Source organism: Streptomyces sp. NBC_00820, assembly GCF_036347055.1.
Lineage (GTDB): Bacteria > Actinomycetota > Actinomycetes > Streptomycetales > Streptomycetaceae > Streptomyces.
The window spans coordinates 245,633-267,652 of sequence record NZ_CP108882.1; the positions used below are offsets into that span (position 1 = coordinate 245,633).

At 69.3% G+C, this 22,020-nt stretch carries 22 protein-coding genes and 3 pseudogenes; 14 read left to right on the plus strand and 11 right to left on the minus strand.

Annotated features, from left to right (window positions below):
- A pseudogene (locus tag OIB37_RS36205) lies at positions 1-324 on the minus strand (helix-turn-helix domain-containing protein); the annotation flags it as partial.
- A 105-nt stretch (positions 325-429) separates the two neighbouring features.
- Entirely contained in the window at positions 430-1,311 is an 882-nt protein-coding gene (locus OIB37_RS01170) for an SDR family oxidoreductase (protein ID WP_330455598.1), read from the minus strand.
- A gap of 48 nt (positions 1,312-1,359) precedes the next feature.
- On the opposite strand from OIB37_RS01170, the gene OIB37_RS01175 reads away from it, so the two are divergent.
- The gene (locus OIB37_RS01175) at positions 1,360-1,731 is read left to right on the plus strand and encodes a MerR family transcriptional regulator (RefSeq protein ID WP_330455599.1); all 372 of its coding nucleotides are present in this window, start codon (positions 1,360-1,362) and stop codon (positions 1,729-1,731) included.
- A gap of 265 nt (positions 1,732-1,996) precedes the next feature.
- Here OIB37_RS01175 and OIB37_RS01180 read toward each other — a convergent pair whose 3' ends face one another.
- On the minus strand, positions 1,997-2,593 hold the full coding sequence (locus tag OIB37_RS01180; protein ID WP_330455600.1) for a TetR/AcrR family transcriptional regulator: 597 nt from the start codon (positions 2,591-2,593) through the stop codon (positions 1,997-1,999).
- A gap of 315 nt (positions 2,594-2,908) precedes the next feature.
- Here OIB37_RS01180 and OIB37_RS01185 point away from each other — a divergent pair, with 315 nt between their 5' ends.
- Entirely contained in the window at positions 2,909-3,142 is a 234-nt protein-coding gene (locus OIB37_RS01185) for a nuclear transport factor 2 family protein (protein ID WP_330455601.1), read from the plus strand.
- 5 nt (positions 3,143-3,147) lie between these two features.
- Here OIB37_RS01185 and OIB37_RS01190 read toward each other — a convergent pair.
- The 3 genes and pseudogenes from OIB37_RS01190 to OIB37_RS01200 form a co-directional block, all read right to left on the minus strand.
- A pseudogene (locus tag OIB37_RS01190) lies at positions 3,148-3,552 on the minus strand (IS5 family transposase); the annotation flags it as partial.
- A gap of 1,114 nt (positions 3,553-4,666) precedes the next feature.
- A complete protein-coding gene (locus OIB37_RS01195) occupies positions 4,667-6,232 on the minus strand; it encodes an MFS transporter (RefSeq protein WP_330455602.1) in 1,566 nt (521 codons plus the stop codon).
- Positions 6,233-6,693: 461 nt separating this feature from the next.
- Positions 6,694-7,086, minus strand: a complete 393-nt coding sequence (locus tag OIB37_RS01200; RefSeq protein WP_330455603.1) for a hypothetical protein — start codon at positions 7,084-7,086, stop codon at positions 6,694-6,696.
- A gap of 593 nt (positions 7,087-7,679) precedes the next feature.
- Between OIB37_RS01200 and OIB37_RS01205 the strand changes: the two genes are divergently transcribed.
- The 3 genes from OIB37_RS01205 to OIB37_RS01215 all read left to right on the plus strand — a co-directional run bounded on the left by OIB37_RS01205 (position 7,680) and on the right by OIB37_RS01215 (position 10,252).
- Positions 7,680-8,186 carry a hypothetical protein gene (locus OIB37_RS01205; RefSeq protein ID WP_330455604.1) on the plus strand — a complete coding sequence of 169 codons (507 nt, stop codon included), beginning with the start codon at positions 7,680-7,682 and terminating at the stop codon, positions 8,184-8,186.
- A 471-nt stretch (positions 8,187-8,657) separates the two neighbouring features.
- On the plus strand, positions 8,658-9,380 hold the full coding sequence (locus OIB37_RS01210) for a TetR/AcrR family transcriptional regulator (RefSeq protein ID WP_330455605.1): 723 nt from the start codon (positions 8,658-8,660) through the stop codon (positions 9,378-9,380).
- Complete coding sequence (locus OIB37_RS01215) at positions 9,377-10,252, plus strand: NmrA family NAD(P)-binding protein (protein WP_330455606.1); 876 nt, start codon at positions 9,377-9,379, stop codon at positions 10,250-10,252. Before OIB37_RS01210 ends, OIB37_RS01215 begins: the two co-directional genes overlap by 4 nt.
- 298 nt (positions 10,253-10,550) lie before the next feature.
- Here the strand turns inward: OIB37_RS01215 and OIB37_RS01220 are convergent, their stop codons facing one another.
- Entirely contained in the window at positions 10,551-11,438 is an 888-nt protein-coding gene (locus tag OIB37_RS01220) for a helix-turn-helix transcriptional regulator (RefSeq protein ID WP_330455607.1), read from the minus strand.
- Between the two features lie 211 nt (positions 11,439-11,649).
- Here OIB37_RS01220 and OIB37_RS01225 point away from each other — a divergent pair, with 211 nt between their 5' ends.
- The 3 genes from OIB37_RS01225 to OIB37_RS01235 all read left to right on the plus strand — a co-directional run bounded on the left by OIB37_RS01225 (position 11,650) and on the right by OIB37_RS01235 (position 13,536).
- On the plus strand, positions 11,650-12,666 hold the full coding sequence (locus tag OIB37_RS01225; RefSeq protein ID WP_330455608.1) for a zinc-dependent alcohol dehydrogenase family protein: 1,017 nt from the start codon (positions 11,650-11,652) through the stop codon (positions 12,664-12,666).
- Positions 12,667-12,762: 96 nt separating this feature from the next.
- The gene (locus tag OIB37_RS01230; protein WP_330455609.1) at positions 12,763-13,083 is read left to right on the plus strand and encodes a carboxymuconolactone decarboxylase family protein; all 321 of its coding nucleotides are present in this window, start codon (positions 12,763-12,765) and stop codon (positions 13,081-13,083) included.
- A gap of 42 nt (positions 13,084-13,125) precedes the next feature.
- Positions 13,126-13,536: a (R)-mandelonitrile lyase gene (locus OIB37_RS01235; protein WP_330455610.1), complete on the plus strand. Its 411-nt coding sequence runs from the start codon at positions 13,126-13,128 to the stop codon at positions 13,534-13,536.
- A 142-nt stretch (positions 13,537-13,678) separates the two neighbouring features.
- Here OIB37_RS01235 and OIB37_RS01240 read toward each other — a convergent pair whose 3' ends face one another.
- The 3 genes from OIB37_RS01240 to OIB37_RS01250 are packed head-to-tail and all read right to left on the minus strand — an operon-like array spanning position 13,679 to position 16,616.
- Entirely contained in the window at positions 13,679-14,530 is an 852-nt protein-coding gene (locus OIB37_RS01240) for an aldo/keto reductase (protein ID WP_330455611.1), read from the minus strand.
- 29 nt (positions 14,531-14,559) lie between these two features.
- A complete protein-coding gene (locus tag OIB37_RS01245; RefSeq protein WP_330455612.1) occupies positions 14,560-15,588 on the minus strand; it encodes a zinc-binding dehydrogenase in 1,029 nt (342 codons plus the stop codon).
- A 50-nt stretch (positions 15,589-15,638) separates the two neighbouring features.
- Positions 15,639-16,616, minus strand: coding sequence for an aldo/keto reductase (locus OIB37_RS01250; protein WP_330455613.1), 978 nt, complete (start codon positions 16,614-16,616; stop codon positions 15,639-15,641).
- 213 nt (positions 16,617-16,829) lie between these two features.
- Here OIB37_RS01250 and OIB37_RS01255 point away from each other — a divergent pair, with 213 nt between their 5' ends.
- From OIB37_RS01255 to OIB37_RS01275, 5 genes and pseudogenes are all read left to right on the plus strand, one after another.
- Positions 16,830-17,738, plus strand: a complete 909-nt coding sequence (locus OIB37_RS01255; protein WP_330455614.1) for a helix-turn-helix transcriptional regulator — start codon at positions 16,830-16,832, stop codon at positions 17,736-17,738.
- 157 nt (positions 17,739-17,895) lie between these two features.
- Positions 17,896-18,528 (plus strand): hypothetical protein, encoded by a 633-nt coding sequence (locus tag OIB37_RS01260; RefSeq protein ID WP_330455615.1) that lies wholly within the window; start codon positions 17,896-17,898, stop codon positions 18,526-18,528.
- Positions 18,529-18,725: 197 nt separating this feature from the next.
- Positions 18,726-18,878 carry a hypothetical protein gene (locus OIB37_RS01265; protein WP_330455616.1) on the plus strand — a complete coding sequence of 51 codons (153 nt, stop codon included), beginning with the start codon at positions 18,726-18,728 and terminating at the stop codon, positions 18,876-18,878.
- A gap of 70 nt (positions 18,879-18,948) precedes the next feature.
- Positions 18,949-19,215, plus strand: a pseudogene (locus tag OIB37_RS01270) (transposase); the annotation flags it as partial.
- Positions 19,216-19,668: 453 nt separating this feature from the next.
- Positions 19,669-20,505 (plus strand): DUF1206 domain-containing protein, encoded by an 837-nt coding sequence (locus OIB37_RS01275; protein WP_443058105.1) that lies wholly within the window; start codon positions 19,669-19,671, stop codon positions 20,503-20,505.
- A 158-nt stretch (positions 20,506-20,663) separates the two neighbouring features.
- Here the strand turns inward: OIB37_RS01275 and OIB37_RS01280 are convergent, their stop codons facing one another.
- Positions 20,664-21,461: an amidohydrolase family protein gene (locus OIB37_RS01280; RefSeq protein WP_330455617.1), complete on the minus strand. Its 798-nt coding sequence runs from the start codon at positions 21,459-21,461 to the stop codon at positions 20,664-20,666.
- A 100-nt stretch (positions 21,462-21,561) separates the two neighbouring features.
- Here OIB37_RS01280 and OIB37_RS01285 point away from each other — a divergent pair, with 100 nt between their 5' ends.
- A complete protein-coding gene (locus OIB37_RS01285) occupies positions 21,562-21,921 on the plus strand; it encodes a MerR family transcriptional regulator (protein WP_330455618.1) in 360 nt (119 codons plus the stop codon).
- Positions 21,922-22,020: the final 99 nt, after the last annotated feature.

Here is a 22,020-nt window from a genome sequence, read left to right on the forward strand (position 1 = left end):
TCGCGTAGCTGCGCGGCGGTTGATGGTGAAGCCGATGTCGGCCAACTCGTGGGTGATCCGTTGCGTGGACCACTTGTGCTCGCGCCGCCAGATCTCGATCTTGTCGATCACCTACGCGGGCGACGCGTTCGGATTCCGGCGCGGGGTCGACGGCCGGTCTTGCAGGCCAGCCTCACCGTGACGCCGCCAGCGGTTGACCCACTTCGACGCACACGCACGGGATATCCCCATTTCGGCGGCGACGTGTGCGATCGGCCGAGTCTGGCAGCGCTCGACCAGGCGTCGGCACCCTTCGATGGACAGCGGAGCGTTGGCGTGCGTCATGGACGCCTTCCTGCCGGAAATTGAACGACGATTGCCGCCCCAAGGACTCCATGCAGGTCATCGAGCACGTGCGTCATGGTCTGGTGGGGCGTCCCGCGGTTATCGTCAGTTGAACTCGGCCGCGTGGTCGATGGCCCACCTCGCGAAGGTGCTGGCCGGTCGGCCGGCGAGGCGCTCAACATGATCGGTGGTGCGGTTGGACTCTGGTCGCCACACCGCAGCGGCGACAAGCGCCTCCGCAAGTGGCTCGGGACGACCGTCTGCGAGCATCCGTGAACGCGCGAGATCAGCGGGGAGTGCCTGGAATCGCAGATCGCGTCGGAGCGCAGCACCGAGGTGAGCGATCTGGTCGGCGCGGCTGAGTACCTCGGGTCCGGTCAACATGTGTGGGCCGTGGTCCAGGTGATCGTGGTGTGCGAGCAATACAGCTACGGCCGCATCAGCGACATCGCGCTCGTCGACGACGGCTGTGCGCGCCACCTCTGGGCCTGAGACGACATCACCCGACCGCAACTGTTGCACCCAGCCACGTGCGTTGGAGGCCAGCGTGTCGCTACGCAGCACCACGGGTCTCAGACCGGCATCGTGGAGCAGGGATTCCATATCCGCGTGCACTTGAACGATGGGATCACTCTGACCAGCGGCTTCGTCGTCTATGGCGGTCGAGGACAGGTAGACGACACGCGGCGCCGCCGCAGTGAGTTCTGCGATCAGGTCGTGGGCAGGGGCGGAATCGAGCAGTGGCCAGATCAGAAAGACCGCGTCGATGTCCACGAGCGCCTCGCGCATGGCACCGGGGTCCGTGAGGTCACCGACCACCCACTCGACTCCTGGTCGCGGGCCGGCCTGATCGCGCACCAGGCATCGTACGCGCGCGCCGTGTGCTTGGAGACGGTCAACAATCTCTCGGCCGAGATTGCCAGTCGCTCCGGTGACCAGGATAGATGGACGGCACGGGGAGCTTGTGGGGTCGGTGGTATCAGGCATGATCGAGACGCTATGGGTTCAGGTCGACATGAAGGCAAGGAGCGTGCGGTGAAGACGATCGGGGAAGTAGCCGCAGAGCTCGGCGTTGAGGCTCACGTGCTGCGGCACTGGGAAAACGTTGGTGCCCTCACCGTGCGTCGCGATCGCAACGGCTACCGCATCTATGACGACAGCGCGCTGGAACAGGCACGTACCGTGCTGAAACTGCGACGCGTTGGGCTCTCATTGCCCGAAGTCACCTCCGCCATGTCGCCGACGAAGTCGGCGGCACAGGCCGTCGTGAGGGCGAAGATCGCGGCACTCGAAGATGAAGTCGTCCACAGGCAGCAGGCAATCACCTTCCTGCAACACACCGTTGAGTGCCGGCACCGATACCTCGACGACTGTCCGGACTGTGCGACCTTCGTCCGCGAAGCTTGAGCCGCACCGCTGGAGTTCGCAGCCCCGAACGGTGCCCACGCCGCCGTCATGAACGTCACGTCCTGCAACAGCCAGGCCGTCCGCTACCGGCCCCGCCGAGGCGAGTTGAACTGGCCCCGGTTCGCGGATGATCCGTGAAGATCGGGCGTTGTGCGGTGGCCCCGGTGGGTAGCTTGATCTGGGACCACCGCTGACAGAGGTGCGGGGCGAGCGCCTGATCGAGTTTCAGCGTGCGGTGATCTCCGGCCTCCGTCGAGCGAGTGCGTCACGCTGTATTCCCGTCGGCATCGGTGTGGCGTGGGAGCAGGCAGTCGAAAACAACCTCTGCCAGCCTCCCGGGCCTCTCACTCGTGCCGCGCCGGCGGCTGGCCGTCAGTGCGGCTACGACGATGGCCTGCACGTCTGCTGCGCCCACGTCGTCGCGCACTGCCCCGGTCCGCTGGGCGCGGGAGAGGAGCGCGCCGAACAACTCGCGCAGCTGTGCCGCCAGCCCCTCGGCCTCGACGCCCATGGGGCCGCCCGCCGCCGTGATGGCCTCGGTCAGGTCCTGCTTCGCATATGCCTCGGCGGTCATCCGGGCGAGGAAGGCGAAGAACGCCGGCCCGGCCTCCGCCTCGGCCAAGGTGGCGCGGGCATCGAGCGTCAGCTGCTCCAGGTGCTCGCGCACGACGGCCTCGAACAGCACCTCCTTGGTGGGGAAGTGGCGGTGGACGGTGCCCGATCCGACCCCGGCCCGCCGGGCGATTTCGTCCAGCGGGACCGCGAGGCCCTCGGCGGCGAAGGCTGTACGGGCGGTCTGCAGGATGCGCTCTCGGTTGCGGCGCGCGTCGGCACGCAAGGGGCGCTGTCGCTCGGTGGTCAAGTGCCCTCCAGGGACGGGGGTTTGGAGTATTGATAACCGGGGCCTGCGCCCCGTATATTCAATCACGTAAACGGGGCCATCGCCCCGGTTACGTCGAGAGGAGTGCCCCATGACCACTGCAGCACCGCGTGAAGTCCTCCAGCATTTCCTCCGTCTGACCGCCGACGGCCCCAGCGAGGGGATGGCAGACCTGTTCACCGCGGACGCCGTCTTCGAGATGCCCTACCTGCCGCCGGGCGCACCCGTGCAGGAGCCGGGACGAGACGCCTTCCGGGGCCACCTGCAAGAAGGGCGAAGCTGCAGAAGTTCACGGCCATGGACCGCGTCCAGGTGCACGAGACGACCGATCCCGAACTCGTCGTGGCCGACTACCGCCTCCACGGCCGCGTCCTGGCCACCGGGAAGCAGTTCGCCTTCGACATGGTGATGTTCGCCCGCATCCGGGACGGACTGATCACCTGGTCGCGCATCTACTCCAACCCGCTCGACGGGGCGATCGCCTTCGACGCGGCTGAGGGACTGCTCGCCGCGATCACGGCTGCTTACTGATCATTTCAGCATGAGGCCTTGAGTTGTCGCAGGCAGATGATGCTGCATGCGAGTTGGAGCAGACCTTGGTGGAGGTCGGCGCGGATCTCGTAGCGGATGCGGAGCCGCTTGAACTGGTGGAGCCAGGCGAAGGTCCGCTCGACCACCCAGCGGGTCTTGCCGAGTCCGGAGCCGTGGGCCAGGCCGCGGCGGGCGATCCTCGGCGTGATACCGCGGCGGCGGAGGATGCGGCGGTACTTGTCGTAGTCGTAACCCCGGTCGGCGAAGAGTCTGCGGGGTCGTCGTCGCGGGCGTCCGCGCAGGCCGCGGATCGGTGGGGTGACGTCCAGTAGCGGCAGGAGCTGGGTGACGTCGTGGCGGTTGCCGCCTGTCAACGTGACCGCAAGCGGCGTGCCGTGCCGGCCGACGATCTGCCACGGCTTGCGCGGCGCCTCCAAGTCGGCGCGGAGCCAGTCGTCGACCGTCTTCTTGTACGGCTCCATCCGCGGCGATGTTCGCGCCGGCTGCTTGCGTGGCTTCGGCACCGGCACCGGCAGGGCCAGAGCTTCCCGCACCAGCCGCCGGTGTACGCCGTCCTTCCGCGACAAGGCCCGGATCGACACCTGCTGTTGCCAGCTGTCCCGGCGGATCCGGTCAAACAACTCCTGCTTGGACAAGGACATCCACAGCACCCACCCTCGGCGCACCACAAACACCGTTCCACCGCAAGACCCAAGGTGGGGCCAGTTCAACTCGCCTCGGTGCGGCCGATAGCGGACGCCCTAACCACGAGAAAGGCATCCGCTGGGGCAGACGCCCCCTCAAAGCCGCGCGCTGACCAACCTGGCGAACCTACGCGGTCACAGCACCAGGTCGTTGACGCCCCCATCGCAGACTCACCAAGGGTGCCGTAACCCCGAGAGCAACCATGACCACCGCGGTGACCCAATGCCGCGGTTCCTGTCCCAGGCCGAGTACCGAAACCGCACCCACCACAGTTCCGAGGCTGAGACTCAGCGCCGGCCACCACTCCTTGCGGCGAAGCAACCCGGGAACCCAGTACAACGTCACGATGGCTCCTGCCACGAACGCGAACTCGTAGAACCCTCCACCGTCGGGAAGGCTCCAACCGCCACGGCGCCGCCCATTGTTGTGGTGCACCAACCCCAGATGCACCGTCCCGGCCACTCCCCAGCACAAGGCACTCGCCCCCGCCGCGCCGATCAGTGCTCGCCACCCGTTATGCCCCACGCCGTGGATCGTAGCCGCATCGGTCAGTCTGCGTACCGCGTACAGGGATGGGCCACCAAGACCTCCAGCGTTCGGCACGGATGTCTGCCGCTCCTCCAACTGCTCCAACCGCTGACCCGGCGAACCTATGCGGACACAGCACAAGCGGTACGGCACTGGCCGGATATCCGGTCCGCGGGATCGTACGAAGAGGAGGCGCCGACGCCGACGCCTTCGCGTGCCTCGTCCTGTCATGTCCGGTCAGCTCTGCCCGGGGGCCGTGCGCCACCGAGGCCGTCACGAGGTGGCCGCTCCTCAGCCTTGCGTGGCCGCCGGCGACCGGCCGGGAGTCTCCCCGGCCGGAGCCTTCGGCTGCTGGGCGGCCTGGAAGTCGGCCGCGCGGATCAGCAGCAGGGAGAGCATGCCGCCGACCAGGGCCACGCCGGCCGAGATGTGGAGCAGGGTGTTGAGGCCGTCCGCCAAACCAGCCTTGGCGACGTGGGCGACGTCGGCGCGGTACTGCTCCGGGACGAGCCGCACGGCCTGTCCGCTCTCACCACCGCGTACCAGTGCGGCGAGCTGATCGCCGCGGCCCGCCGACCCGGGGACTCCGCGCAGCCCGTCGCGGATCCTGTCGCCGATGACGACGGAGAAGACGGAACCGAGGACCGCGACGCCTCCGCTCACCCCGAGCTGACGGAAGGTGCCGTTCACCCCCGACGCCATGCCGGAGCGGGAGAAGTCCACGACGCCGACCGCGGTGGAGGCGAGCGGCGGATTCACCATGCCGGCGCCGATGCCGCCCAGTGCGAGGCCGGGGATGAAGTGCTCCCACCCGGTCGACTCGGTCGCCCCGCCCATCAGCAGCAGAGCGGCACCGACCACGAGCAGACCCACTCCGATGAGGTAGCGGGCCGGGATCCTGGTGCTCAGCCGGCCCGCGATCAGGGACGCGGCCAGCATCGGCAGGGAGGCGGTGAGCAGCCGGAGGCCGGTCTCGAGAGAGGAGTACCCCAGGGCGTCCTGGAAGTAGACCGCCAGGAACAGGAACATCGCGAACAGTGAGCCGTTCATCGCGAGGGCGGCGATGGACCCGCCGACGAACGTGGGAATGCGGAACAGCTTGAGGTCGAACATCGGCTGCTCGGACTTGGCCTCGACGATGAGGAACAGGAGCAGCAGGACGCCGCCGACGGTCAGACCGGTCACCGCGCCCGGGTTGCTCCACTCGGTCTCACCCGCGCGGATGAGGCCGTAGACGAGGGTGGCGAGGCCGCCGGAGAGCAGGACGAAGCCGGGCCAGTCCAAGCGGCGGGCGAACATCGACTTGGTCTCGTCGACGCGCAGCGCGGTGATCAGGAACACGAGGATGCCGATCGGGACGTTGATGAGGAAGATGCCCCGCCAGCTGAAGCCGCTGGAGATCAATCCGCCCGCAACCGGTCCGATCGCGGAGGCGAGGCCGGTGACCATGCCCCACACGCCGAACGCCGTGCCGCGCTCCTTGCCCTGGAAGCTCCCCGCGATCAGGGCGAGACCGGTCGCGAACATCACCGCGCCGCCGACACCCTGCAGCACCCGGGACAGGATCAGCATCAGTGGCGACTGGGCCGCACCGCACAGCAGGGAGGCCATGGTGAACAGCCCCACACCGGTCGCGTAGAGGCGCTTGCGGCCGAACCGGTCGGCGAGCGTGCCGCTGCTCAGCAGCAGTGAGGCGAGCGTCAGAGCGTATCCGTCGATCACCCACTGCAGGTCGGAGAAGCCGGCCGCCAGGTCGTGCTGCACATCGGGCATGACGACGTACACGATGGTGGTGTCCAGCAGGAGCATGAAGGTCCCGCCGCACACTCCCAGCAGCGTCCACCATTTCTTTTCCATGTGTGTCCCTTCCGCTTGGTGAACTCGCGTAGCAGAAGAGGGCGCTGCGGGTGCGTTCGGTCAGCTTCTCGGCAGCCACGCGGAGGTCGTTGCGCGGTTCATGCTCGTGACCCCACGGCCAGAAGTCCAAGACCTGGTTTTTGTCGATGCCCAAAGTTGCGGTTATGGCACGGTGCGACCTGCGGGCCAGTGCGCCGACGCCCCCCGGCGCAGGTCGCCAACTGCCCCCGCGTGAACGACTCCGCGCAGGTGCGCCGGAGTCGATCACCCGGCATATTGGCCTGCCGGGCCCGCTGAGATGTGCAACTCGGGCGGGAATCCGGTCCAGCGCAGCCCGGTGGGCGGATGCCGCGATGTCGTTGGAGGAGGGGACGGAGGCCGGGCGGCCAGGCGTGCCTTCGGCGTGACACAGCCGACCGTGCACAAGGTGTCGTTACCCCTACGGACAGCATCACGGCCGCCTACCCTGCTACGTGGTAACCGCTGCCTTCTGTGCGGGGATCACGGTCGTTGCCGAGCGTTGCACTGCCGTACTCGCCGCCGGCAACCCACTCGACCTTCAGCGCGAATCGGACATCGCCCTTTCCGGGATTGATCCTGAGACTCAGCTGTTTCGGAGCGTCAGCGGAAACAGTGAAGGGGAAGTCCGTTCGGTTGGATTCGGCCTTTTTGGCCGTTGGCACAACAGGGACAGGGCTTTGCGTCAGATTCACGTCAAACATGGGCTCATGTGCCGTACCTGTGCAGGTTGCCGGAGAAGGCTTCTGTCCATCCTTCGGGAGAGGCACATCGGACAGGACCTTCACCTTGATCCCGGTGACCATGACGGCCTGGTCGGTCTTCGCCTGCAGCACAAGAGGAAGTGTGACGGGTGCGCAGGGGGTAGGACCCGGGGTGTACGCCGTCAGCCCGGGCGGCCCGGAGATCTTGTCCCAGGCCCATCCCCATATTCCTTGAACTGCCCAGAACCCCATGGCCCCCAGCAGCGGCAGAATCACGAGCGTCGCCCAGTGGGTGCGGTCCCGTAACGGCGCCCAGGGCTGCGTCGCTGAACCCGTCCCGGGCTGTGGTTCCCGCCTTGCGTCCGCATCGGCCTGCGGCGATGTTCCCGCACTCGAGTCCTCAGACATACGAACCTCTCCAGGTCCAGGCATTCCTGTACGCCCATGCTCTCAAGTCGTCGGCAGTCATGCGTGATTCGACAGGAACCGATCGACCCGGCCAAAGAACAGCTGCTGCACCGGGAGTTGAACCCCTTCGCCGTTTCCGGGTCCGCACGACGGCGCCTGCCGCGGGCGTCCGAGATCGCCCGGCGCGTGCAACCCCCGCCAGGTGAATGACCGTCCCCCGTCATGGCGCGGAGAGTGAATCAGGGGGACGTGTGATGGCTGGTGGGACGGTCGGCGGGGCGGACGTGGATGCGGTTCGGCGGCGGGTGCGGCGGCAGATGAGGTCGTATGCCGCTGCGAGTCTGGCCACCGTGGTGCCCCCGGCGCTGGGGCTGTACGAGGACGCCTCGGGGTTGTTCGGGGTCTCGTGGGGACTGGGGGCGCTCGTGGTGTTCACCGCCCTGTTCAGTGTCAAGCAGGCCCGCAAAGGCGCCGAGACGGGCCGGGTGGCCGCCATCCGGGACGAGGGGCTCGCGACGGGCGAGTACACGCTCACCCAGTACAAGGTGTTCCTCCCCGACGACCGGCCGAAGAGTTCTCCGGAGCGCGAGGAGTCGCCCCTGACGCTCCGGACGACCAACCTCGGCCTCCAGCACTGGGACAACGACGTTCTGCGCTGGAGCCACCCGTGGGCCGGCCTCCGCCTCGTCGTCGAGGACGAGCTGCTGTTCGTGCACCACGAAGGACAACTCATCGCCCGGTTCTGGGTGTTCACGCCGTTCGGCGCGATCGACGAGATCCTCCTCGCCGCCGACCGGCTCCAGCGGCACCGGTCCCACCGTTGAGCCCCGCCGCCGCACCGCCGACAGGCTGATGGGCGCGAACCTTGCGTCGTCGACGAGGCGCGCCACAGTGCCGACCCCGTCCGGCTGGTGGAGCTCTCCGGCCCGTCGAACCTCTCCGCCACCCGCTACGTCCTGTCCGCGCACCCAGGCAAGGGGAAGGGCCCATTGCCCCGTAGAGCAATGTGGACCTGCGTCGACGGAGCAGCCAGAGAAGGCCTTTCGGACGGTCGGCGTCCTGACGTATCCGTTCCAGACCGGTCGCTCAGGCGGGGCCCGGGGCCTGCACACGATCGCCAGAGCCGGTTGCTGCTTCCACGCGCGGCCGTGGCCGCGAGCGACGGGACGCAGATCTCCAGTTCCTCGCGGAACGCAGAGCGCTGGGGACAAAGGCGAACCACCGGGTGGGGCACTTCGCGGCCGCCACCCCACCCTCGGTTATCGACGATAATAAAATAATGTTAGCGTTGAATCATGACAAAGGAGCGATTCTCGGCGGCGGACAGCCGTGAGCGCATCATCGCCGCCACTCTCGCCCTCCTGAACGAGGAGGGACGCGACGGGATCTCGACCCGGGCGGTCGCCACCGCCGCACACGTGCAGGCACCGACGATCTACCGCCTCTTCGGAGACAAACAGGGGCTGCTCGACGCGGTGGCCGCCCACGGCTTCGCCGCGCACATCCCACAGAAGCGGGCGCTGGAGGCGGACGGCGACCCCGTGGACTTCCTGCGCGCGGGCTGGGAGGTGAACATCTCCTTCGCCCTGGAGAACCCTGCGCTGTACGCACTCATCTACGGCGAGCCGCGCCCGGGGGTGCGGGTCGAGGCGGCGGAGATCGCAGAGAAGATCCTGGCCGACGCCATCCACCAGATCGCCGCGGCCGGCCGCCTGCGGGTCGACGAGGCCCTCGCGACCCAGCTGGTGCACGCCGGCGGCCGCGGGGTCGCACTGGAACTCCTCTCCCGCCCCCCGGAAGAGCGCCACCCGTCCCTGAGCACCGCCGGACGGGAGGCCGTGATCGCCGCGATCACCAACGACACCCCCCAGGCCGCGGACCCCGGCCCCGTCACCGCCGCCGTCTCGCTGCGCGCCGTGCTCTCCCAGAGCAGCGCGCTGACCGACAACGAACGCACCCTCCTCGAGGAGTGGCTCGACCGCGTCGCCCTCGCCGACAACGACCGGAGCACCTCATGATCGTCATCACCGCCCCCACCGGCCAGATCGGCCGGCAGACCCTCGACCTCCTCCTCGACGGCGGCCACCCCGTCCGGGTCATCGCCCGCGACCCCTCACGGCTCACCCCGCGCACCCGCGAGCAGGCGGAGATCGTCCAGGGCTCCCACAGCGACCCGCAGGTCCTCGCCGAGGCCTTCAAGGGCGCCGACAGCGTCCTGTGGCTGGTCCCCCCGAACTCGGGCACCGACGACAACCGGGAGCACTACCTCGGCTTCACCCGCGCGGCCTGCGAAGCCATCACAGCCCAAGGCGTGAAGCGGGTCGTGGGCGTCACCAGCCTGGGCCGCGCCTACAAGAAGCCCGCCGGACAGCTGTCGGACGCGTTCGCGATGGACGACATGATCGAGTCCACCGGGGTCGGCTACCGGGCGCTGGCCATGCCGTTCTTCATGGAGAACCTCCTCCAGCAGGCCCAGGCGATCACGACGCAGGGCATGTTCTTCATGCCCAACGCGGCCGACCGGCCGCTGGCGCTGGTCGCCACCCGCGACATCGCCGCGGCTGCCGCCCGGCTCCTGGCGGACGACTCGTGGTCCGGGCAGGACACCGTCCCGGTGATCAGCCCCGACTCCCTTTCGCCCGACACCATGGCGGAGGTCCTGTCCGAAGTCCTGGGACGTCCGGTCCGCTTCCAGCAGGTCGGCGCCGACACACACAAGGCGACGATGCTCCAGTACGGGATGAGCGAGCCGTTCGCGCAGAGCCTGGTCGACATGGCTACCGCCCAGAGCGACGACATCTACGACGCCGAGCACGCGCGGGCCACGCCCGCCCCCACCAGCTTCCGCCAGTGGAGTACGGAAGTCCTCAAGCCCGCCGTCCAGGCCTGAACGACAGCACCACCCGGCGTGCGGCCCGCCGCGCGCCGACAGCGGGTGCGGGTGCGGGTGCCCCTGGGGTCACCACCGTTCCCCTCCCCCACCAGGCTTCCTCCACCAGGCCGTACCCGTCGGTGACTTCTCCGTCGCCCGCCTCGCCCAAGCGTTGGGCACCACCACGGCATACGTCCGGCACCGCTCAAAAACGGCGTCCGCCTGCGCCCCGCCGGGTCCTGTCCGGGCCGCCCCAGGCGGAAGGGATCGTCACACACCCGTCCGTGTCAGGCACGCTTGCTTCCGCAAGCCGCCGTCAGCTTGTTGTGGAGGGTTCTGTGGCGTCGGCGTCCTGGGTGGCGAACCAGGTCGCGAGGAGTCGCAGTCCTTCCTCGGAGGGCGATCCGGGTTCGGCGGTGTAGATGGTGAGGGTGAGGCCGGGTTCGGCGGCCATCTCCAGTCCTTCGTAGGCGAGGGCGAGGTCGCCGACCGCGTGATGGTGGAAGCGTTTGGTGCCGGTGCCATGGTGGCGGACGTCGTGGGCGCCCCAGCGCGTGCGGAAGTCGTCGCTTCGGGTCGAGAGCTCGCCGACCAGGTCGTGGAGATCCTTGTCGTGGGGGTTGCGGCCGGCTTCGGTGCGCAGGATGGCGACGGCGACGTCAGCGGCCTTGTCCCAGTCGGGGTAGAAGCGTCGGGAGGCCGGATCGAGGAAGTTGAAGCGAGCCAGGTTCGCTTGGTTGTGGGGCGCGGCGTAGACGTCGGCGTACAAGGCTCGGGCGAGCTGGTTGGCGGCGAGGATGTCCATGCGGCCGTTGCGGACGAAGGCCGGGCCGGCGGTGATGGCGTCCAGGGTCCATTGCAGGCTTCGGTGGGCCGTCCACTGGGGGGTGGCTCGGCGGCGGGGTCGGGTGAGGGCGTCGGAGCCGTCCGCTGTCCGTGCCAGGTTCAGCAGGTGGGCGCGTTCGGCGTCGTCGAGCTGCAGAACGCGGGCGACGGATTCGAGGACAGCCGGGGAGACGCCGGCGAGGTTGCCGCGCTCCAGCTTGGAGTAGTACTCCACGCTCATGTCGGCCAGCGCGGCGACCTCGCTCCTGCGCAGGCCGGGCACGCGCCGACGGCTGCCGGTGGGCAGGCCCGCCAGCTTGGGGGTGATCTTCGCTCGCCGCGAGGTGAGAAACTCGCGGACCTCCGCTCGGTTGTCCACGCCTTCGACGGTACGTCCCGCCGGCGGCCGTAGGGATGTACTGGCAGTACACCCTTTGACGGTGTCTCGCTACGTGCGCCGGGAGCGGGTTACCTGGATGACGTGGTGCTCTCCGCCCGGGCTTTGCGAGCCGGTCGGGCGGTCAGCCACCTTTCTCTGCACTCGGCGACGGCCGGTTTCCGCCGGCACGCCTCGGAAAGGAACCCTTCTCATGCGCGGCGCAGTCATCCACGCCCCCGGCGACATCCGCTTCGAGACCCTGGACGACCCGAAGCTCCTGCACCCGACCGATGCGATCATCCGTACGGCCGTGACCTGTGTGTGCGGCTCCGACCTGTGGCCCTACCGCGGTCTGGAGCCCACGGACGAGCCGCACCCGATGGGCCACGAGTACGTCGGCTTCGTCGAGGAGGTCGGCTCCGCGGTCACCTCGGTCAAGCGTGGCCAGTTCGTGATCGGCTCTTTCGCCACATCCGACAACACGTGCGCGAACTGCCGGAACGGCTTCCAGTCGAACTGCCTGCACCGCGAGTTCATGAGCACCTGCCAGGCCGAGTACGTGCGCATCCCCAACGCGCAGGGCACCCTGGTCGCCCTCGACGACACACCCGACGAGCGGTTCTGGCCCGGCCTGCTGGCCGTGTCCGACGTCATGGGCACCGGCTGGTGGGCCGCGGAGGCCGCCGAGGTCGGGCCCGGCTCCACCGCCGTGGTCGTCGGCGACGGGGCAGTCGGCCTGTGCGCGGTCATCGCCGCGAAGGAGATGGGCGCCGAACGGATCATCGCCATGAGCCGCCACGAGCCCCGCCAGAAGCTCGCCCTGGAGTTCGGCGCCACCGACATCGTCACCGAACGCGGCGAGCAGGGCGTCGACCGTGTCAAGGACCTGACCGACGGCATCGGCGCCGACTCGGTGCTGGAGTGCGTCGGCACCCCGGAGGCCATGCGGCAGGCACTGCACTCGGCCCGGCCAGGTGGCGACGTCGGCTTCGTCGGCGTCCCCCACGACGTCGTGATCGACGGCCAGGAGCTGTTCTTCTCCCAGGTCGGCCTGCGTGGCGGCCCCGCCCCCGTGCGCCGCTACCTGCCCGACCTGATCGACCGCGTCCTGACGGGCCGGATCGACCCGGGCAAGGTGTTCGACCTCACCTTGCCCCTGGACCAGGTCGCCGAGGGCTACCGGGCCATGGACGAGCGCCGCGCCATCAAGACCCTGCTCACACCCTGACCGACTCCCACCAAGAGCCTGTGGCTGTGACCACGACGTCCCGTGCACCCCAGCTGCTCAGAACTCGTAGCACTCGTAGAACAAGAGAGAACCACCATGCCCCAGCAGTCCGCCCCCGAGGAACTCAGGGCGATCGCCCCCAAGCTTGTCGAGGTCACGAACGACGTCCTGTTCGGCGACGTCTGGAAACGCCCCGGTCTGTCCCCTCGCGACCGGAGCCTGGTCACCGTGAGCACGCTCGCCGCCCTCTACCGCAGTGAGCAGCTCGGACACCACCTGGGTGTCGCCCTCGACAACGGACTGACCGTCGAGGAACTCTCCGAGGCCATCACCCATCTCGCCTTCTACGCCGGCTGGCCCAACGCCATGACCGCCGTCAACCGGCTCAAGAAGATCGCCGACGAGCGCGGCGCCTGACGCACCCCGCCTCGTATCCCGACCCCGCGAAGGAGAACAACCATGGAACACATCACCGAGACGGCCACACTGAAGGCCCCGGCCGAACGCTTCACCGGCGACGTCCACCTCAACATGATCGAGTCCCCCACCTCCCCCGGCCGCCTCGCCGCCGCGCTCGTCCGCTTCACCCCTGGCGCCCGCACCAACTGGCACTCCCACGCCAACGGCCAGACCCTCTACGTCACCGACGGCGTCGGCCTCGTCGGCACCCGTGACGGCAGCGTCGTGCGCGTCAGCGCCGGAGAGACCGTCAAGTGCCCCGCTGGTGAGGAGCATTGGCACGGGGCCACCGACACGACTTTCATGGCCCACATCGCCATGGTCGTCGGAGACACCGACGGAGACGGCACCACATGGCTGGAGCCCGTCACCGCCGACGAGTACGCCGCCGCCCTGAACACCACCGACTGACCCACAGGAACGGTCTCCTCCGCAGAAGGCGGCGCAACGGGACGCAGAGGCCGTGCAGGAGACCGCACGGCCGATGCGTCGCAGCCGGCCGGCGATGGCCTCTCGGCGAAAAGAGCGACGGCTGTGCCTGGGACGGGTGCGGTCAGGCGTCCAGGCGGCGCCCCGCGAGCCAGGTGACGATCTCGGGGTCGTGGTGGTCGAAGAACAGCGAGCCGCCGGCGTCCAGGGTGGCGATCCGGGCCATCTGGTCGTCGGTGAGCCGGAAGTCGAAGATGTCGATGTTCTCGGCCATGCGTTCGGGGCGAACGGACTTGGGGATGGCGATGACTCCGCGCTGGGTGAGCCAGCGCAGCACGACCTGTGCCACGGACTTGCCGTACTCCTTGCCGATGCCGGCCAGCAGCGGGTTGGTGAACAGGTCGTTCCTGCCTTCCGCGAAGCCGCCCCAGGACTGGATCCGCACGCCGTGCTCGCGCATGAGTTCCTGGTAGCCGGCGCGCTGGAAGAAGGGGTGGGTCTCGATCTGATTGACCGCCGGGGTGATCTCGTTGTTGACGATCAGGTCGATCAGCCGGTCGGGGTAGAAGTTGGCGACACCGATCGCCTTCGCCGCCCCCTCGCGGTTCAGTGCCTCCATGGCGCGCCACTGGCCGTAGACATCGCCGTAGGGCTGGTGCATCAGGTACAGGTCGAGGTGGTCCAGGCCCAGCTTGTTCAGGGACGTCTCGAAGGCGCGCCGGGTGTTCTGCTCCGCGGGGGCGTCCTGCACCCACAGTTTGGTGGTGACGAACAGGTCCTCGCGGGCGATGCCGCTGGACTTGATGGCGCGGCCCACGGCCTCTTCGTTGCCGTAGGCGGCGGCGGTGTCCAGCAGCCGGTAGCCGGCGGCCAGTGCGTCGGAGACTGCGCGTTCGGTGTCCTCGGCGGGGATCTGGTAGACGCCGAAGCCGAGCAGCGGCATCTCGATGCCGTTGTTGAGGGTGACGAACTGCATGAGCGGTGATCCTTCGTTCTGGGGCGACGTCAGGGGCGGACGAGGGCCTTGAGGACCTGGCGGTCGGCCATGGCCCGGTAGGCGTCCGGGGTCCGGTCGAGGGTGAAGGTCCGGTCGAAGACGCGGCCGGGGGCGATCGTGCCGTCGAGGACGTCGGGCAACAGCTGTTCGATGTAGGCGCGGGCGGGGCCGGCGCCGCCGGTGAGGGTGATGTTGCGCATGAACTCGGCCGGGCCGATCGGGCCCTGCTCGTACTGCGGGACGCCCAGGCGGCTGATGGTGCCGCCGTCCAGGACCGCGCCCAGGGCGGTGTCCAGGGCCTGGCGGGTGCCGACGGCCTCGATCACCTTGTGCACGCCGCCGGTCAGCTCGCGGATGCGGGCGATGCCCTCCTCGCCGCGCTCGGCGACGACGTCGGTGGCGCCGAACTCGCGGCCCAGGCCGGTGCGCGCCGCGTGGCGGCCGGCGAGGACGATCCGTTCGGCGCCCAGCCGCTTGGCGGCGATCACCGCGCACAGGCCGACCGCACCGTCCCCGACGACCAGCACCGCATCGCCTCGGCCGACGCCTGCGGTGACCGCGCCGTGGTGGCCGGTGGTCATCACGTCCGACAGCGCCAGCAGGGACGGAAGCAGCGCGGAGTCGGCGGCCACCGGCAGCTTCACCAGCGTGCCGTCCGCATGCGGGACGCGGACGGCTTCGCCCTGGCCGCCGTCGACACCGTCGAAGCCGTACCGGCCACCGTTACGGCACGAGATGTGCAGGCCGCGGGCACAGTAGTCGCACGTGTTGTCGCTGTACGTGAACGGGGCGACGACCAGATCGCCCGCCTTGAGCCCGCTCACGTCCGCACCGGTCTCCTCGACGACGCCGAGGAACTCATGCCCCATGGGGCGGCCGGTGTCAGTGGCGGGCATCGACTGGTAGGGCCACAGGTCGCTGCCGCACACGCACGCGGCCACCGTGCGTACCACGGCGTCGGTTGGCTTGACGATCTTCGGGTCGGGCCGCTCCTCGACGCGGACGTCTCCGGCTCCGTACATCACTGCTGCACGCATAAGAGGGGTTACTCCAAACGGGGGGGTGGGCTGTCGCACCGGGGGCGGAATCAGCGTTCGAGCATCTGAGCCTGTGCCTCGGTGTGGGTGTCGCCGGCGGCGGGCGGCAGGCTGCTGAGCTTGTCGATCTGCTCACGGGTCAGCGTGACGGCGTCGGCGGCGGTGTTCTCCTCGACGCGGCCGACCCGCTTGGTGCCGGGGATCGGGGCGATGTCGTCGCCCCGGGTGAGCAGCCAGGCCAGCGCCACCTGCGCGGGCGTGGCACCGACCTCGGCGGCCAGGGCCTGCACCTCGTCGGCGATCGCGAGGTTGCGCCGGAAGTTCTCGCCGGTGAAGCGCGGGTTGTCGCGGCGGAAGTCGGAGGCGTCGAACTGGTCGGTGGAGCGGACGGTGCCCGTCAGGAAGCCGCGGCCCAGCGGGGAGAACGGCACCAGGCCGATGTTCAGCTCCCGCAGGACGGGCAGGACGCGCTCCTCGATGCCGCGCGTCCACAGGGAGTACTCCGACTGCACCGCGGTGACCGGCTGCACGGCGTGGGCGCGGCGGATCGTGTCCGGGCCGGCCTCAGAGAGACCGAAGGCGCGCACCTTGCCCTCGGCGATCAGCTCCGCGACCGCGCCGGCGGTCTCCTCGATCGGCGTGTTCGGATCCACCCGGTGCTGGTAGTAAAGGTCGATGTGGTCGGTGCCCAGCCGCTTCAGGGAGCCCTCGACGGCGGTGCGGATGTTGGCCGGGCCGGAATCCAGGTTCCAGGCGCCGTCGCCGCCGTGGGAGACCAGGCCGAACTTCGTGGCCAGCACCACCTGGTCCCGGCGCCCCTTCAGCGCCCGGCCGAGCAGTTCCTCGTTGGTGTAGGGGCCGTAGATCTCGGCGGTGTCGATGAGGGTGACCCCCAGCTCCAGCGCCCGGTGCACGGTCCTGATCGACTCCGCCTCATCGGTGCCGGAGCCGGTGTAGCCGTGGGACATTCCCATCGCGCCCAGGCCGATCCGGGAAACCTCCAGGTCACGCAGTTTGATGTACCGCATATCGCTCTCTCCGGTTCGTGTCGTAGTCCGGCCCCTCGCGCTCGCCCGGCCCGGCAGATCGGGCCTGCTGTGGTTCGGGCGGCGGGGTGCCGGCGTCTCGCTCATTCACCTTGGACCGGATTGCGCGCGGGTGGCAGGGCGGGCTCTTCGGGGGTAATGACAGGGCCCCCCACCGGCCCGCGCAGCGGGTGCCCGGCGGGCGAGACTGGAGTCATGGCATCCGAGAGCGCGAACAGCGAGGGAGTCGAGCTGGGCCGCTTTCTGCGCGCCCGCCGTACCCAGACCCGCCCCGAACACGTCGGCCTCACCGTCGGCGCCGGCATCCGACGCACCCCCGGCCTGCGCCGCGAGGAGCTGGCCACCCTCGCCGGCATCAGCATCGACTACTACGTGCGCCTGGAACGCGGCAAGGAGACCCGCCCCAGCCCCTCAGTCCTCGACGCGCTCGCCCGCGCCCTGCGCATGGACGACCAGGAACACCAGCACCTGCGCGAGCTCGCCGCCCGGGCCGCCCGCTACACCCCCGAACCCCCGCCCGCCCCCAGCCGGACCGTGCGCCCCCACCTCAAGCTGCTGCTCGAATCGCTGCGCCCCAACCCGGCGTACGTCATCAGCCGCAGCATGGACCTGCTCGCCTGGAACCCCGGCGGCCTCGCCCTCTACGCGGGCCTGGACGACTGGCCCGTCAAGCACCGCAACCTCGCCCGCTATCTCTTCCTCCACCCCGCAGCCCGCGACCTCTTCACCGACTGGGACCGGCAGATCACCGCCTGCGTCGCCCGCCTGCGCGCCATCGCCGGCACCGCCCCCGACGCCCCCGACCTCACCAACCTCGTCGGCGAACTCCTCCTCAAGAGCCCCGACTTCGCGGGACTCTGGGAACGCTACGAAGTGACCGGCCGCAAACCCGCCCACAAGACCTTCCAGCACCCCCAGGTCGGAACGGTCACCCTCACCTCGCAGTCCCTGCACGTAGAAGGCACCCCCGGCCAGCGCATCGGCGTCTACACCGCCGAGCCCGGAACTCCCGGCCACGACGCCCTGCTCCTGCTCGACATGACGGCACCCCGGCCGACGGAACATCCCACGCCCGCCCCGAAAGCCACCGGCCGACAGCCGTAAAACCGCCGCGCCTCCGATTTCCTCAAAAACGGCTCTCGCCACGATGCTGTGAATCCGCAGGTCATCCACGACCAGGATCGTGGTCTGCCTCCCATCAGGGAGGAGCCAGGTCACCCCGGTCCTCACAGGGCGTCGAGGTCGAACTAGCCTTCGGTCCATGGCCTTGCGACCTGACGAGTTCTACGACCACGCGCTTGCCGCCGCGGATGGTGAGCGTCGGCTCCCGCTCGCACGCATGACAGGGTGGAACATCAGCCCGTTCGAACCAGACGGATTGCGCGTCGCGCCGCTGCGCCCTCCGGTTCTGCCCGAGCCTGCGCGGCACGGCGAGGACCCGTCGAGCTGCGAGGCGTGCAGCGACAGCGGCCGAGGTGACGGGATCTGGTTCAACGACAGTTGGCGGCTCACCCGGATCACGGGAGTCGGTGTGCCGCTGGTGCTCATGCTGCATCCGCTCGAGCACTATGACATGGCTGACCTGCCTGATGAGCTGGCAGCCGAGTTGGGGGTTCTGTCCACTCACATCGTCCGCCACGTGCAGGCCCTGCCACACATTTCGCGAGCCCACGTCTACCGCATCGGAGACGGAGGCGCACACCTGCACATCTGGTTCTTCGCCCGACCCGAGGGACAGACCCAGCTGTTCGGATCATGGATGCCTGTCTGGGACGATCTGCTGCCGGAATACCCGGCAGATGTCGCAGAGGCGGATGCGGCGATCGTGGCAGACGCGCTGACCGCCTCCATCGGGGGTCGCCGCTCGGCTGCCGGCGAATCGCCGCAGGACTGACCTGCCGGCGGACGCGGCGAGCGGCGTGCGGCGACGCTCAAGAGCCCTGGACCGGGCCACCAGACTCCAGGAGCTGAAGGCAGGGTGATCCACCCGCTACGCATCACCCCCTGCCGCGGTGGCAGGGGGTGATGCGCACAGTCGCGGCTGCGGCTAGGCCCCGGCCTGCTGATTGTCGGTTGTGACAGGGTGCTGACATGTCCAACCCCGTCGCGTACCCGGTCTTCCGCACCACCGACCCGGTACTGGCTCTGCGCGTGGCGCGTCAGCTTGCAGCAGTGGGCGAACGGCACGCCTCCTGGCTGGCAGAGCAGATCGGTCAGTCCGTCATCGGCCCACCGCAGGAGTAACCCCCGATCGAGCCCTGCCGCTGCAGGGCGATCACGTGTCTGTCCCGTCTCCGCGTCGTTTGGGGTGGACCTGGGGCGGGGCGATCTGAGTGATGCGGAGTGGGAACGACTGCGCCCGTTCCAGCCAGTCAGTAACAGGCGTTGTGGCAGACGGTGGGATCACCGGAAGGTGATCAACGGGATTCTGCACCGCGTGCGGACCGGGGTGCAGTGGCGTGACCTGCCCGAACAGTTCGGACCGTGGAAGACGGTCTACGAACGTCACCGGCTGTGGTGGGCCGACGGAACTTGGGAACGACTACTTCAGCAGGTCCAGAGCGAGGCCGACGCAGCAGGTGAGCACGAAGCCCGACAGTCTCGCGGCGGACAAGACCTAGAGCAGCGGCCCCCGTTCGCGACTACCTGCGACATCGAGGCATCCGGCACACCATCCCAGAGAAGACCGACACCCAGACAGCCGATGGGGCTGCGGTTGCTCACACGTCACTGCCGTTGCCGTCGCCCGCCGCGCGAAGATGTCCGTCCGGCGACCCGGGGGGCGACTTCGTTCGCCTGAATGAGGGGCGCGAGCAGGCGCGCACCATGTCCGTGCCGCCGGCATCGGGCATCGTGGCCAGCTCACGGCTGCTGCCGTGCCCCAGGACGGCGGTCACGGCCGACCCGTCCGGCCCCCTCCCGGGCCGCCCCTGGACTTCGAGGCCTTCTACCTCAGCTGCCCTGGGTGAGGGCTGGCCTGGCGCCTGGTGTTCGGTCAGGTATGTGCGGAGCGTCAAGGGGAAGTGACGATGATATGGGCGTTTCTTCGAATGGCCGAGGTGAGGCTCGTCGCGTGGGTGGCAGCCCGGCGGTGAGAGTGGCGGCGCGGGCGGGCTTCGCGGCCCGTGGACTGATCTATCTGCTCGTGGCCGTCATCGCGGTGCAGATCGCGTTCGGCGGTGACGGCAGCGGACGGCAGGCCGATCGCGGGGGTGCCCTCGGCCAACTGGCCGACAAACCCCTCGGGTCGGTGATGCTGTGGATCGTCGGACTCGCCTTGGTCGGCATGGCCTTGTGGCGGCTGTCCGAGGCGGTGTTCGGCGCGTCCGGGCCTGACGGCGCCAAGCCGTCCAAGCGGGCGATGTCCGCCGCACGGGCCGTCTTCTACGGCTTCGTGTCGTACTCGGTGCTGTCGTACGCGGCCGGAGAGGAGGGCAGCGGCAGCGGCTCCTCCGACCAGCAGACCGACGACGTCACCGCGACAGTCCTGAAGTGGCCCGGCGGTCAGTGGATCGTCGGTGTCGCGGGAGCGGTCGTGGTGGGCGCCGGTGTGTGGATCGCGTACCGGGCCGCGCGGCAGAAGTTCCGCAAGCACCTGCGGACCGAGACGATGTCCCGCCAGGTCACGCGGGGCACCGACATCGTCGGTACAGCGGGCGGTGTGGCACGCGGAACCGTCTTCGCCGTAGCCGGGGTCTTCGCCCTCGTCGCGGCCGCCCGGCACCAGCCCGACCAGGCCAAGGGTATGGACGACACACTGCGTTCGTTCCGGGACCTGCCCGCAGGCCCCTGGCTGCTGGCGCTGATCGCGCTCGGCCTCGCGGCATTCGGCCTGTTCTCCTGGTGCAACGCGCGCTGGCGCAGACTCTGACCCGGCGGCCGCGCGCGGGGCGAGTCGCGAGGTCTCTTTCGGTGGTGGTCCGCGCCGCGCCCGAGGAAGGCGCCGTGGGCGGCCGGGCCTCGCCGGGCCGCGTCGCATGGGGCGCCGAGATGCCGCGCCCTCCTTGCCGGCGCGTTCATCGAACCGTGTCAGGACAGACGCAGCAGCTCTGCCAGGTTGCCGCCGAGTACCCGGTCGCGGACCTCGCCGGGAGCTGTCACTCGTTCCACCGTGGTGCGGGCGACGACGGGGTCTCCGTAGGGGGCGTCGGAGCCGAAGAGGGTGCGGGTGGGGAGTTCGCGGATGGCGAGCCGGACGGCGAAGATCAGATGTGCGGTGGAGAGTTCGAGGTAGATGTTGGGTGTGGCCCTGGCCAGTTCGATCGCCTGCATCCAGTTGGTTCCGGCGAGTTGGCTGATCACCAGCGGCGCCTTCGGATAGCGCGCCGCCAGGCTCGCCAGGGTGCGGATGTCGCCCGCGGTCGTGGGCGCCCAGCCGTGGACGATCACCGGCAGGCCGGCGTGGTCGTGCGCGGCCTGGAGGACGGGCTCCACCAGGGCTGCACGGTCGGGAGGCGGAGTGAGCTCTCCGACGCCGTGCAGCCCGCGGGCGACCACGTCACGGGCTACGGCCTCCCCCGTCTCGGCGGCGGGGCGGCCCAGCCGCACGGAGCCGAAACCGAGAAACCGGTCGGGGTGGGCCGCCAGGGCCGCATGCAGCTCACGCTGCGCCACGGCGAAGCCATCGGCCGCGGCCGCGCCGTCCGCCTCGCCCTTCAACGCGGTGTCCAGCACGCTCATCTCGCGACGCAGAGATGCCAGATCCTTCGCCCGCTCCGGGTGCGGGCGAGTGGGGAAGAGGACGACACGGTCGACGCCCGCGTCGTCGAGCGCGGACAGGTGCGGCCCGAGCGGGTCGTGAACGTGACTGTGCGCATCGATGATCATGATCACCCTCCGAAGGAGTGGGGCCGCGGATGGAATGCGGCCGGGCCAGGCCAGTGTTGACCCCTGACACGGTTGGAAGGTCAAGCGAGGAGACGGGTTCGTGCTGATCGGGGAGTTGGCCGCACAGACCGGAACCAGCGAGCGGCTGCTGCGCTACTACGAGCGAGCGGGGCTGCTGCGGCCCGAACGGCTGCCCAACGGTTATCGGGTCTACCCCGCCTCCGCCGCCGATGACGTACGACGTATCCGCGCGCTCCTCGCCGCCGGGCTCCCCACCCGCGTCATCCGCCAAGTCCTGCCCTGCACGACGGACACGGCAACCGTGCAACCGTGCCCCGGTGTGCTCCGCGCTCTCCGCGAGCAGTTGCAGGCCATCGAGCAGCGGGCCGCCGAACTCGCCTCAGCGGAGCAGGTGCTGCGGGAGACCATCGCGGGCGCGGAGGCGCGACACCCCTCGTAGTCATGGCGGATGGAACTCCGGCCTCCGAGCACCGTTCGGGCCCCTCCCTCCCGAAAGTCCCCCTGGTGCCTTCGAGAACCCATCTTCAGACCGGTGAGA